The 12,821-nt window shown below is 63.8% G+C and carries 11 protein-coding genes and 1 tRNA gene; all 12 read left to right on the top strand.

Translation table 11 applies throughout. The annotated features are described in order from the left end of the window. Window positions 1-2: 2 nt before the first annotated feature. A complete protein-coding gene (bglX, locus tag QQZ18_RS15605) occupies window positions 3-2,288 on the top strand; it encodes a beta-glucosidase BglX (protein ID WP_284541835.1) in 2,286 nt (761 codons plus the stop codon). Then, the gene (locus QQZ18_RS15610) at window positions 2,285-3,553 is read left to right on the top strand and encodes a glucoamylase family protein (protein ID WP_284541836.1); all 1,269 of its coding nucleotides are present in this window, start codon (window positions 2,285-2,287) and stop codon (window positions 3,551-3,553) included. Before bglX ends, QQZ18_RS15610 begins: the two co-directional genes overlap by 4 nt. Beyond that, window positions 3,550-4,344, top strand: a complete 795-nt coding sequence (locus QQZ18_RS15615; protein WP_284541837.1) for an alpha/beta hydrolase — start codon at window positions 3,550-3,552, stop codon at window positions 4,342-4,344. The genes QQZ18_RS15610 and QQZ18_RS15615 overlap by 4 nt, the downstream gene beginning before the upstream one ends. 306 nt (window positions 4,345-4,650) lie before the next feature. After that, window positions 4,651-5,049 carry a succinate dehydrogenase, cytochrome b556 subunit gene (sdhC, locus tag QQZ18_RS15620; RefSeq protein WP_284541838.1) on the top strand — a complete coding sequence of 133 codons (399 nt, stop codon included), beginning with the start codon at window positions 4,651-4,653 and terminating at the stop codon, window positions 5,047-5,049. A gap of 8 nt (window positions 5,050-5,057) precedes the next feature. Continuing rightward, window positions 5,058-5,450 carry a succinate dehydrogenase, hydrophobic membrane anchor protein gene (gene sdhD / locus QQZ18_RS15625; RefSeq protein WP_284541839.1) on the top strand — a complete coding sequence of 131 codons (393 nt, stop codon included), beginning with the start codon at window positions 5,058-5,060 and terminating at the stop codon, window positions 5,448-5,450. Window positions 5,451-5,452: 2 nt separating this feature from the next. After that, entirely contained in the window at window positions 5,453-7,294 is a 1,842-nt protein-coding gene (gene sdhA / locus QQZ18_RS15630; RefSeq protein ID WP_284541840.1) for a succinate dehydrogenase flavoprotein subunit, read from the top strand. A gap of 53 nt (window positions 7,295-7,347) precedes the next feature. Next, on the top strand, window positions 7,348-7,899 hold the full coding sequence (locus tag QQZ18_RS15635) for a hypothetical protein (RefSeq protein WP_284541841.1): 552 nt from the start codon (window positions 7,348-7,350) through the stop codon (window positions 7,897-7,899). A 16-nt stretch (window positions 7,900-7,915) separates the two neighbouring features. Continuing rightward, window positions 7,916-8,695 carry a succinate dehydrogenase iron-sulfur subunit gene (locus QQZ18_RS15640; RefSeq protein WP_284541842.1) on the top strand — a complete coding sequence of 260 codons (780 nt, stop codon included), beginning with the start codon at window positions 7,916-7,918 and terminating at the stop codon, window positions 8,693-8,695. A 185-nt stretch (window positions 8,696-8,880) separates the two neighbouring features. Beyond that, on the top strand, window positions 8,881-9,033 hold the full coding sequence (locus QQZ18_RS15645; RefSeq protein ID WP_284541843.1) for a hypothetical protein: 153 nt from the start codon (window positions 8,881-8,883) through the stop codon (window positions 9,031-9,033). A gap of 433 nt (window positions 9,034-9,466) precedes the next feature. Further along, window positions 9,467-9,955, top strand: a complete 489-nt coding sequence (locus QQZ18_RS15650; protein ID WP_284541844.1) for an arsenate reductase/protein-tyrosine-phosphatase family protein — start codon at window positions 9,467-9,469, stop codon at window positions 9,953-9,955. Between the two features lie 234 nt (window positions 9,956-10,189). Further along, window positions 10,190-10,279, top strand: a tRNA-Ser gene (locus tag QQZ18_RS15655). A 511-nt stretch (window positions 10,280-10,790) separates the two neighbouring features. Beyond that, window positions 10,791-12,779, top strand: coding sequence for a methyl-accepting chemotaxis protein (locus QQZ18_RS15660; RefSeq protein WP_284541845.1), 1,989 nt, complete (start codon window positions 10,791-10,793; stop codon window positions 12,777-12,779). The last annotated feature ends 42 nt before the right edge of the window (window positions 12,780-12,821 follow it).

Below are 12,821 nucleotides of genomic sequence, written 5' to 3' on the forward strand. Positions count from 1 at the left end.
ATATGACAAAGGACATGGACTTCATCGACGGCCTGCTCGGCCAGATGACCCTTCAGGAAAAGATCGGCCAGCTCAATCTCGTCACCCCCGGCGGCGAGACGCTGACCGGTACGGTGGTCAACACCGACGTTGCCGAGAAGATCAGGACGGGCCGCATCGGCGGCATCTTCGGCGTGAAATCGGCCGAAGCGGTGCGGGTGTTCCAGGACCTCGCGCAGGAAACGCGCCTTAAGATTCCGCTGATGTTCGCCGAGGACGTCATCCACGGCCAGAAAACCATATTTCCCTTGCCGCTGGCGCTCGCGGCCAGTTGGGACATGGACCTCGTCCGCGCCACCGCTCGCGTCGCCGCCCAGGAGGCGGCGTCGATCGGCATCGACCAGGTCTACTCGCCGATGATCGACGTCTGCCGCGATCCTCGCTGGGGTCGGATCGCCGAAAGCCCTGGCGAGGATCCCTTCCTGGCATCCCGGTTCGCCGAGGCGATGGTCGCCGGTTACCAAGGAGACGATCTTGCCCGCCCCGACGCGGTGATGGCCTGCCTCAAGCATTTCTGCGGCTATGGCGGCGGCATGGGAGGCCGCGACTATGACGCGGTCGACCTTTCCCCCGCCACGCTGCACGACGTGGTGCTGCCGCCCTTCGTCGCCGGCATGCGGGCCGGGGCCGGCTCGATCATGGCATCCTTCAACACGCTGAACGGCGTACCGATGCATGCCAACCGCGCCGTGATCACCGAAATGTTCCGCGAGAAGCTCGGCTTTGGCGGCCTTGTCGTCGCCGACTACACGGGGATCCTCGAACTGATCGCCCATGGCGTCGCCGCCGACCGAGCCGACGCCGCCCGCCTCGGTCTCACGGCCGGGGTCGACATGGACATGGTGTCGGAAACCTATCTTGAAACGCTTGAGGACAGCGTCGGCGCCGGCCTCATCAAGGAGGCGGAGATAACGGCCGCCTGCCGCCGCGTTCTCGAAGCCAAACTGAAGCTCGGCCTGTTCGACGATGCCTATCACCGGCTCGACTGGGGCCGAGCCGCGCAACCCATCCTGACCGCCGCCAACCGGCAGCTCGCCCGCGAGGCGGTGGCGGCCGCCACCGTCGTCCTCAAGAACGAGGGTAACCTGTTGCCTTTGCCGGCCCCAGAAAGCGGCAAGATCGGCACCATTGCCCTCATCGGTCCCTTCGCCCTCGATCGCGTCAACATGAACGGCACCTGGGCCGTGGCAGGATCGCCCTCCACCGTCGTTCCCATCGCCGACGGCCTGCGCGAGGCCGTTGGCAACGCGGTAAGCGTACTTACCGCCAAAGGGGCCAACATCGTCGACGAACTCTGGCTCGCAAGCCGGCTCAACGTCCACGACTGGAAGGATCTGTCCGTCGTCATCGACGTTCGGTCGCCGGAGGCGATGATCGCCGAGGCTGTCGCCACCGCCTCCAGCGCCGATGTCACCATCGCGGTGATTGGCGAAGCGCGCGAGTATTCGGGCGAATCCTCATCGCGGACGGATCTTTCGATTCCCGAACCGCAGAAAAAGCTGCTCCGCGCCCTGAAGGCAACGGGCAAGCCGTTGGTCGTCGTCGTCTTGACCGGGCGGCCGCTGGTGCTCGCCGAGGAGGCGTTGCTCGCCGACGCACTGCTGGTCGCCTGGTTTGGCGGGACGGAAATCGGCCACGGGCTTGCGGACGTGTTGTTCGGCAAGACCGAGCCATCCGGCCGCCTGCCGGCAACCTTCCCCTACAGCCTTGGCCAGGTGCCCATCACCTATTCTCACCGGCCGACCGGCCGGCCGGCACCGGGCCGCTTTCAGAAGTTCACCTCGGGCTACGTCGACCTGCCGGACGAGGTGCCCCAGAACGACGGCCTCTATCCGTTCGGCTTCGGTCTCGGCTACGGCACGGTGGCCTACGGTCCGCCGCGTGCCAACCGGACAGAGCTCGTCGGCGAGGACCGTCTCGAAGTGACCGTTACCGTCACCAACCTCGGCGACCGCCCCACCCTCGAAACGGTGCAGCTTTACATCGGCGACCCCGTGGCAAGCGTCAGCCGGCCGGTGAAGGAGCTCAAGGCTTTCAGAAAGCTGGAACTCGCCGCACGCGCCGCCGAAGCCGTCAGTTTCGCCATCACGGCCGCCGATCTCGATTTCTCGGTGGCCGAAACGGTCACCGACACGCGTAGGCGCCTGGAAGGCGGGGCCTTCGACATTCATGTCGGCCCCAACTCTCGCGATACGCAGGCCGTGCGCGTCGTCTGGAACGAGCCCAGGATCGAAGGAAAGCGCTCATGAGTTTTTCGCCAGCCATCGTCGCGGCCATGAGTGACGACGCCCTGCTGGACCTCGTGCAGCAGGCAACGCTGAGCTACTTCTGGGACTATGGCCATCCGGTCAGCGGCATGGCGCGCGAGCGCGACAACGACGCTTTCGGCTATTCGCCCGACAACACGGTCACCACCGGCGGCACTGGTTTCGGCATCATGGCCCTGATTGCCGGGGCCGAACGCGGCTTTCTCGTCCGGGATGAGGTCGTCGAGCGCATTGCAAGGATCGTCGGCTTTCTTGAAGCGGCGGATCGCTTCCACGGCGTCTTTCCGCATTTCCTGAATGGTGAGACTGGCAAGGTCATTCCATTCGGCGAGAAGGACGATGGCGGCGATCTCGTCGAAACGTCGTTCCTGATGGCCGGCCTGCTGACGGCGCGGCAATGGCTGATCCCGGCCCGGCCGGACATTGCCGCCCGCATCGACCGGTTATGGCGCGAAGTGGAATGGAGCCACCACCTGAGAGCCGACGGCGCCCTGCTCTGGCACTGGAGCCCCGTCCACGGCTTTGCCATGAACCACGCCATTACCGGCTGGAACGAGTGCCTGATCACCCATGTGCTGGCCGCCGCAGCGCCCACCCATAGCGTTCCCGCCTCGACCTACCATCAATCCTGGGCCAGGGGCCGCGACTTCCTGAACGGCCGCGACTACGGCGGCGTGACGCTGCCGCTCGGCCCCGATTATGGCGGGCCGCTGTTCTTTGCCCATTACTCCTTCATGGGGCTCGACCCGCGCGGCCTCTCCGACGCCTACGCCGACTATTTCACCCAGAATACCGCGCACGCCCTGATCAACCGTGCCCATTGCCTGACCAACCCCGGCGGCTTCGAGGGCTACGGCCCGGAGTGCTGGGGATTGACCGCATCCGACACGTTCGACGGATACAACGCCCATTCGCCGACCAACGACACCGGCGTCATCACGCCGACGGCGGCGCTCGCCTCGTTTCCCTATGTTCCAAAGGAAGCGATGGCTGCACTGCGTGGGTTCTTGGCGGGCATGGACGGACGGCTTTTCGGACCGCGCGGCTTTGCCGACGCCTTCTCGCCTGGGCGGAACTGGGTGGCTGCGAGCCACCTTGCGATCGACCAGGGACCTGTTGTCGTGATGATCGAGAACCACCGTTCGGCGCTCCTCTGGACGCTGTTCATGTCGGCACCGGAGGTACTGGCCGGCCTCAGCCGTCTCGGCTTCTCCAGCCCGCATCTCGACAAGGCGGCCGTGGCATGACGCCGGACATCATCACCATCGGAGCGTCCGACGATCCGGACGACGCTAACGCCCGCATGAGCTTCGAGCTTTGGCGGACCGAAGTCCCCTCCGGCCGCCTCGCCGTCACGGCGCACGGTCGCAACGGCGCGGCGCGGGCGCCGCACATGCAGAAGCTGATCGACGCCTACCGCGCCCGTGGCTATGTCGTCGTCTCTCCCAACTGCTGCGCCTCGGCCTGGAACGACAGCGCTGGCGCCGAGGGTGACTTTCTCCTCGAAAATCACGTGCGCGACGTGCGACGCACCATCGACTGGGTAGTCGCCAACGCGTCGGCCGCCGGTTGGAACGGCACCCACCTGGCTCTTTGCGGTCACTCGATGGGCGCCTATGCCGCCGCCCGCCTCGCCGCGAACGAGTATGCAGGGCGGATTGCCCATCTGCTGCTTGTCTCGCCCTTCACTTCGGGCGTGCGCCAGATCGAGGCGCGGGAGAAATACCATCCGGACGGCATCGCCAATCTCCGCCGCGACGTGCCGCGCGCGCTGGACGAATGGCCGCGCCATGACGTCTTCAAGGTCATCGACCGACTGACGTTGCCGGTGGCGGTGTTCGCCGGCGGCAAGGATATCGTGGCGCCACCCGAGAACGTCGAGGAGTTCGTGGCGCGGCTCCCTTCGCCTCCTCTCTACCGGCTGTTGCCGGAGGCGTCGCACTGCCTGGAAGGCGGGGACTACAGGATCGAGCTTCTCGATGCCATCGACCGGCTCGACGCTGCGGTTATCCCGTTGGCTTCAGAAGCCTTGTCCTGACTGCACGGCGGAGGCGTAGGCATTTAGTCGTATTTACACGTAGAGCGCTTCACCGTTTTACGAGTGGATCGTAACGTCCCATCCTGTCGTTTCGCCGCGTTTTCGGGAAAGCCTTGGCTTGGGGGCACCGAAATCGGCCGGGATTTTATCGTTTTGCATCCGGCTGGTGGCGATTTGGCTTTGACGACCCACCTCCGAGAAGGTACTTACGACTCAAGCTTCTCCAGGCTCTTGACGTTAACGTCAGCGTCAAGAGTTCGCGTCAAGGGAGCGTCCGTCTCCCACCTCATGAGGGAACATCATTCGATGGCCGACGCCCGCTTGGCGGCTTCCCGCCCGCTCTCGCCGCATCTCCAGGTTTTCCGTTTCATCCTGACCATGGCGATGTCGATCGTCCACCGCATCACCGGCGGCTTCCTTTATGTCGGCACGGTGTTCATCGCCGTCTGGCTGGTGGCGGCGGCAAGCGGCCCGGAATGGTTCGCCCGGGTCGACGGCATCTATCAGAGCTGGATCGGGCGGCTGATCCTTCTCGGTCTCATCTGGTCGCTGATCCACCACGCCATTGGCGGTGTCCGGCATTTCATCTGGGATCTCGGCTATGGCTTCGATCCCAAGACGGCCGATCGGCTGGCCCTCTTCAATCTCGTGGCCGGCGTCGTGCTGACGGGTGTCGTCGCCATCGCCGCCTTCATCTTCGCCTGAGGTTCGCCATGAGCAAGTCCTTCCGCTTTCAGACGTCGCTGAAGCACGCTCGCGGCTTCGGCTCGGGCAAGTCGGGTACGACGCATTTCTGGCAGCAGCGAGTGACCGGCGTCGCCGCGCTCCTGTTGTCGCTCGTCTACGTCGTGCTTCTCGTCAAGCTTCAGGGCGACGACTATGCCGCGGTGATGGCCACGCTCGGCAATCCCTTCGTCGCCGTTCTGATGCTCGCCTTCCTCGGCGTCAGCGTCTGGCACATGAAGATCGGCATGCAGGTGATCATCGAAGACTACGTCAACCAGCCGCTGCTGCGGGTTCTGGCGCTGATGGCCAATTCCTTCTTCTCGGCGCTGGTCGGCATTGCCTCGGCCGTGGCGCTCATCAAGATCACCTTCGGAGCCTGATCATGGCCGTTGCCTCAGAGACCACCGGCGGCAAGCAGACCGCCTTCAATGTCGGCGGCCGCACCTATCAGTTCATCGACCACACCTTCGACGTGGTAGTGGTGGGTGCCGGCGGCGCCGGCCTCAGGGCCGTTGTCGGCGCCTCGGAGGCGGGCCTGTCCACCGCCTGCATCACCAAGGTGTTTCCCACCCGCTCGCATACCGTCGCCGCCCAAGGCGGTGTCGCCGCCTCGCTCGGCAACATGGGGCCGGACGACTGGCGCTGGCACATGTACGACACCGTCAAGGGGTCGGACTGGCTGGGCGACCAGGATGCCATCGAGTATCTGGTGCGCAACGCGCCGGCCGCCGTCTACGAGCTCGAACACTGGGGCGTGCCGTTCTCCCGCACCGAGGAAGGCAAGATCTACCAGCGGCCGTTCGGCGGCATGACGACCAACTTCGGCGAGGGCATCGCCCAGCGCACCTGCGCCGCCGCCGACCGCACCGGCCACGCCATGCTGCACACCATGTACGGTCAGGCGCTCCGGCATTCGGCCGAGTTCTTCATCGAGTATTTCGCCATCGACCTGATCATGGAGAACGGCGCCTGCCGTGGCGTGGTCGCGCTCGACATGGAGACCGGCTCGATCCATCGCTTCCGCGCCCACAAGACGGTGCTGGCGACCGGCGGCTACGGCCGCGCCTACTTCTCCTGCACCTCGGCTCACACCTGCACCGGCGACGGCAACGCCATGGTGCTGCGCGCCGGCCTCGCCTTGCAGGACATGGAGTTCGTGCAGTTCCACCCCACCGGCATCTATGGTGCCGGCTGCCTGATCACCGAGGGTTCGCGCGGCGAAGGCGGCTATCTTACCAACTCCGAGGGCGAGCGCTTCATGGAGCGCTACGCGCCCTCGGCCAAGGACCTTGCCAGCCGCGACGTCGTCTCCCGCTCGATGACCATGGAAATCCGCGAGGGGCGCGGCGTCGGCAAGCTCAAGGACCACATCTACCTGCACCTCGATCATCTCGATCCGGCGATCCTGGCCGAGCGTCTGCCGGGCATCTCGGAGAGCGCCAAGATCTTCGCTGGCATCGACGTGACGCGCGAGCCGATCCCCGTGCTGCCGACCGTCCACTACAACATGGGTGGCATACCCACGAACTATCACGGCGAGGTGCTGGCCAAGATCGACGGCGATCCCGACCGGATCGTGCCGGGCCTGATGGCCGTCGGCGAGGCGGCATGCGTGTCGGTGCACGGCGCCAACCGTCTCGGCTCCAACTCGCTGATCGACCTTGTGGTGTTCGGCCGCGCCGTTGGCCACCGCTGCGCCGAGACCATCGACAAGAGCAGCCGCATCGCCGAGCTGCCCAGGGATGCCGGCCTCTATGCCCTCGAACGGCTCGACCGGGTGCGTCATGCCTCCGGGTCCACGCCGACGGCTGAACTTCGCCTGTCGATGCAGAAGACCATGCAGTCGAACTGCGCCGTGTTCCGCACCGGCGAGGTGCTGGAGGAAGGCGTCAAGCTGATCCACGATTGCTGGGCGGCGGGTGACGATCTCAAGACCACCGACCGTTCGCTGATCTGGAACACCGACCTCACCGAGGCGCTCGAATACGAGAACCTGATTCTGCAAGCCGTGGTCACCATGGAAGGCGCCGCCAACCGCAAGGAAAGCCGGGGCGCGCATGCCCGCGAGGACTATCCCAACCGCGACGACGGCGAGTGGATGAAGCACACCCTGGCCGCCATCGACACGAGTGCACGGACCGTAGGACTCGATTATCGCCCGGTGCACACCTACACGATGACCTCGGAAATCGAATACATCAAGCCGAAGGCGCGCGTGTACTGAGTGGGTACAGGAGATGATGTGTCGTGCAGATGTCCGTCAGAGACTGATTCCAGATGATCGAGACGCATAACCTCAGCATGTCGTGTGTATTAACTGCCACGCTAGTGACTGCTGGCTGCGTCGCGTCTAGCCAAGCTCACAATCCTGCTCCGATGGCCGATACACAGGAAGCGGGCACGCCTATTACCGTCGGCAACAAAGCTGATCTGGTGGGATGCTGGACTGATATGCACTGGATCGAATGGCCGTCCATGGAGCCTGGATACCCCAGCGAAAAGAAGCAGGTCGGAGTGACAATGTGCTTTGACGCCGACACCTATTTTTATCTGACGGATTGGCCGACAGATGCCATGGGAAGCGTCGGTCCATATAAAGTCGTTTCCGCGGGAACGCTGGAGCTTAGAATTCGCGATAGAACTTGGCATTCTCTTCAGATGAAGATGTCGTTTCCCTCAAAGAACGAGATATCCGGGGAAGTCCTATTGGGCGGGGACGCATCGCCAGAACCTTTCTTGCTTCGGCGGGACCCCACGAACAAAACCTACTTAAAGCTCAAAGAGCTCTATGAAGATTGGACGCGGGCCGAACGCGCCGCCAGCCACTAAAGAACAGGATGATCTCATGGTTCAGCTCACGCTGCCGAAGAACTCGAAGATCAAGGCTGGCAAGGTCTGGCCGAAGCCGGAGGGCGCGACGCATGTTCGCGAGTTCCGCATCTATCGCTGGGATCCAGAGGACGGCCGCAACCCGCGGCTCGATACCTTCTTCGTCGACCTCGACGATTGCGGACCGATGGTGCTCGACGCGCTGTTGTGGATCAAGAACAAGGTCGATCCGACGTTGGCGCTGCGCCGCTCCTGCCGCGAGGGCATCTGCGGCTCCTGCGCCATGAACATCGACGGCATGAACACGCTGGCCTGCACCAAGGGCATGGATGAGATCGACGGCCCCATCAAGATCTACCCGCTGCCGCACATGAACGTGGTGAAGGACCTGGTGCCCGATCTCAATCACTTCTATGCCCAGCACAAGTCGATCGAACCCTGGCTGCATACCTCATCGCCGACGCCGGAGACGGAGTGGCTGCAGAGCCATGACGACCGGCAGAAGCTCGATGGCCTCTACGAGTGCATTCTCTGCGCCTGCTGCTCCACCTCCTGCCCAAGCTATTGGTGGAATGGCGACCGTTATCTCGGCCCTGCCATCCTGCTGCAGGCCTATCGCTGGCTGATCGACAGCCGCGACGAGGCCACTGGAGAACGGCTCGACAATCTCGAGGATCCGTTCCGCCTCTATCGCTGCCACACCATCATGAACTGCGCCCAGACCTGCCCGAAGGGACTCAACCCGGCGAAGGCGATCGCCGAGATCAAGAAGATGATGGTCGAGCGGCAGTTCTGACTGTTTTTCGCATCGAGTTTGCAAGGCGGCCCGGCTCGCGTCGGTGCCGCCTTTTTTGGGGCGCTGCCGCGACAACACCTTGCCCCCGACCCGCTTTCGTCCGCTTTCCACCCCATTAAGGACGGCTTCCTAGGGCTTAATGCCACCATGCGTCGGATTGTCCGGCGTCACCGGAAGCCAAAGAAATGTTCGTCCGCAAGTTCGTCGTCAGCCTCGTCTTCGCCGCCGCCTTCGCTCAGGCCCTCGCGGCCCTTGCCGAGCACGCCGCTGTGAAAAACGCCGCGGCGATGACGACCGTGATGGAGACCGCGGCCACGTCGGACGCGCCGACGTCCTGACGCGAACCGCGGCCATTTTCTGCCCAGAAAGCCGGCAAAAGCATCCGCGATGGGATGCGAGCGGCAAAGCCAAACCGTAGGAGACCCCGGTTTGGTTACGCCCTTCGGCGGGGTTGAAGGCATGCCCCCGAGACTATACCTCGCCATCGACCGACCGGCGGCACGTCGATTCCGCTTTGAAGATGAATGGCCTAGACTTTTGTCTACCTCATTTTTCGGAAAGGCGCGAATTGATGGCGCGCTTTATGCATTTGAGTTTTGCGGGAGGCGCGTCATCGGCCTGTCTCGCAAACGTCATGGAGAATCCATCGGCGCGGCGCAGAGGAGTGTGGGATCGTTCGAGCCCCCGAGGGGGCGGTGCTTTCCCGAGCATTTGAAGAAAGACGGAACGATGGCGTTGGTGACACCTCCGAGCGTCAGGGGCATGTTCAGGATGCAGACCGTCGATGTGCTGTTTCTGTGCGAAACCAACAGCGCGACCAGCCTGATGGCCGAAGCGCTGCTCAACCAGCGCGGTGACACGCGCATCCGCGCCTTCAGCGCCGGCAGCCGACCAGCCACGGCCCTGCTGCCGGAAGCCGCGCAGGCACTCACGCTGCGCGTCATACCGACCGATGGCCTGGAACCGAAGTCATGGGCCATATTCGCCCTGCCGGGTGGCCTTCGACCGCATATCGTAGTCGATCTTGCCACCGTGACCTGGACCGAGCCCGACTGCGCCCGTCTCGCCGAGTATGCGACGCTGCGCTGGCCCCTGCGCGATCCGGCACTGGTCGAGCGCAAGGCCGATCGCCGTGCCGTCACCGATACGGTGCTCAACGCCCTGCAGACTCGAATCTCCGGCGAGCTGATGCGTCGTATCGACAGCGTCCGGCAGGCGATCGACAGCCAGCAGTCGCCGGCTTCGCGACAGTGGGCGTGACGAGCAACTAGGGAATCGGCCGCAATGGTGCGTGACGACGGACGACCGCTTGTCGTCGCGTGTCCCTTTGCGGCTTTTCATCGCGCTCTGCCTACTCAAATCCACGTTAATTCAGCTAGTTAGCTCAATCTTCAGAACCTTCGGCGCGGACTTATTCTTTAAGCCGCATACCCTCTTGCGCTCCGACCGAACATCGTTATAGTGCGCGGCCACGAGCCGGGGTGCCGGCCGTGTGGAGAGGTGGCCGAGTGGTTTAAGGCGCACGCCTGGAACGCGTGTATAGGGGCAACCCTATCGAGGGTTCGAATCCCTCCTTCTCCGCCATTATCGCAATCAAGCCATTCTCATTATTTCTCTTTCTTGTGGCGCCGGGGCTTTGCCGCGGGCCGCCATGGGCATGCGCCCAGCTCAGCCATGACAGACGGCCAACATGGTCTGCCGACCATCATGCACGGATCGGAATCGACCGCAGCCGATCGCCGCTGGAGGCCGAGCTTTTCGGGCCGGACCCCGGCTAGCGGAGACACACCTGCGTCCCGTCAGGCGAAATGCGCGGACGGCGCAACATCGATCCGCCCAGGCGCAGTAAATCCGAGAGATCACGAATGTTATTTCCGACAATACGCACGGATCTCAGTTGTCCGAATTGTATCGAACGAGACTGCAAAAAACAGAAATAACATCGGCTCCGGCTTAACTAAAATACAGGGTTTATAGTTCAGCTTGACTACTTGCCATTGGTGGATGTTCGGCGGTTTCGCCCCCACCGTCGGATCGTTCTCGCGCCGGTGCCAGGCGGAGAAACCGGCACCTCGGAAGTTTGGCCGGAGGTTTCATGTTCGATCGTCTGCGCATCATTTCCCGCATTGCCCTGATCTGTGGCGTCATGATCATTCCGGTTCTTACTTTCGGCACGATGTTCTTCGAACAGTCGCGGGAGCAAAGCCGGCAGACGGCGGCCGAGAAGAAGGGCATGGAGCATTACCGGCTGGGCTTTGCCCTGTGGGAAGCGCTGCTCGTCGAAGAGCGGGCACCGGGCGCCGCCATGTCGCAACCGGTTGCCGATTTGCGCAAGACCTATGCCGAGGCCGCGACGGCCTATGATGGCCTGCATGGCACGGAGAAGCTTTCGAAGGACTTCCTCGCCGCGGCCGAAGTGGGGCGCGGCAACGAAGCCAAGGTGACCGGCCTGGAGTTGCTCAACCTGGTGCGCAATGCGTCGGAGCTGACGCTCGATCCGAAGGCATCCAGCTACTATCTGATCGACGCGGCGACCCTGCAGATGCCGACCCTCTTGATGGCCTCCAGCAACCTCGGCGATCTCTTCGATCTCGCCAACCGTACCAAGGGTTTCATCACGCCGCAGCAACGCATCGATATCGTCAGCGCGCTGCACGACATCGACAATAGCGCCACCACCCTCGCCTACGACTTCCAGACCGGCTTGTCCGGGCTATCCGATGCGAAGGCCGCCGATCTCAAGACCAAGGCGACCAGCCTCGCCAAGGCGGCGGAGGCGTTTGCCGACAAGCTCAGACCGGCCGTGCAGACACTGGCTACCGGCAAGTTTCCCAAGGATCTCAACGCTGGCGTCGCCGACGCCAAGGCGGCGCTGCGCACCGAGACGCTGGCGCTCTGGCATCAGACGGAGGTCGAAGTGGGCACTCTTCTCGACGACCGCCTCAGTGGCCTCAGGTGGGCCTTTTACGGCAACCTCGCCATCATCGCCTTGATTTTGGCGGTTGCCGGCGTGCTTGCCTATGTCGTCACCCGCTCGATCTCCCGGCAACTGACGCGCCTTACCGGTGTTCTGGGTGATATCGAGACCGGCCGGTTCGATATCGAAATCCCCTATGCCGCTTTGCGGAACGAAATCGGCGCCATGGCGAAGAGTTTCGCCGTTTTCCGCGACGGCCTTGCCGAGGCCGAGCGCATGCGGCTCGAAAGAGAAGGCCAAAGCGCCGAGGCGATCCATGCCGCCGACCGCCGCATAAAGCTGGTGTCGGTCTTCACGGATCGGATGACCGCGCTGGCCGGGGCCTTCACCGCGTCGTCGGGCGAAGTGAACACCGCCGCCGAAGGCCTTTCGGCCAATGCGCGACACTCGGCCGACCGCACGGATGTGGTGAACACCGCAGCCGAGGAGGCATCGGTCAACGTCAATACCGTCGCCTCGGCGACGGAAGAACTGGCGGCCTCCATCGGCGAGATCGCCGGCCAGGTTCGCAAGTCGGCCGAGGTCGCCGCCACTGCTGCCAATGACGCAACGCTGTCCGAACAAAGCATCGGCGCATTGTCGGCAGCGGCCGAGAAAATCGGCGACGTCGTCAGCCTGATCTCGGCGATCGCCGAACAAACCAATCTTCTGGCGCTCAATGCCACTATCGAGGCGGCACGGGCCGGCGAGGCAGGCAAGGGATTCGCGGTCGTGGCGTCTGAGGTGAAGCAGCTCGCTTCGCAAACCGCCAAGGCCACCGCCGACATCTCGCAGAAAATCGTCGAAATCCAGACCCAGACCTCGACCTCGGTCGATGCCATCTCCCGCATCGTCAACACCGTTCGCTCGCTGGGCGACATCACCCAGGCCATCTCGGCCGCCGTCGAGCAACAGGGTGTCGCGACCCGCGAGATCGCCGTCAATTGCCAGCGTGCCGCCGCCGGCGCCGGCGCGGTCACCGAGAATATCGGCGAAGTGGCTGCCGCCGTCGACCTGACGGGCACGTCGGCCGGTCGGCTGACCAATCTCGCCCACGATCTTGCGCGCCGTGCCGAGGACCTCAATCAGGAGGTCGGCGCGTTCGCCGAGCAACTGGCCGCCGCCTGACAAGCGGCATGCTACGAAGCGGATGGGGTTCCGGCGAGACGG

Origin of the sequence: Pleomorphomonas sp. T1.2MG-36 (assembly GCF_950100655.1) — a bacterium.
Classification (GTDB): Bacteria; Pseudomonadota; Alphaproteobacteria; order Rhizobiales; family Pleomorphomonadaceae; genus Pleomorphomonas.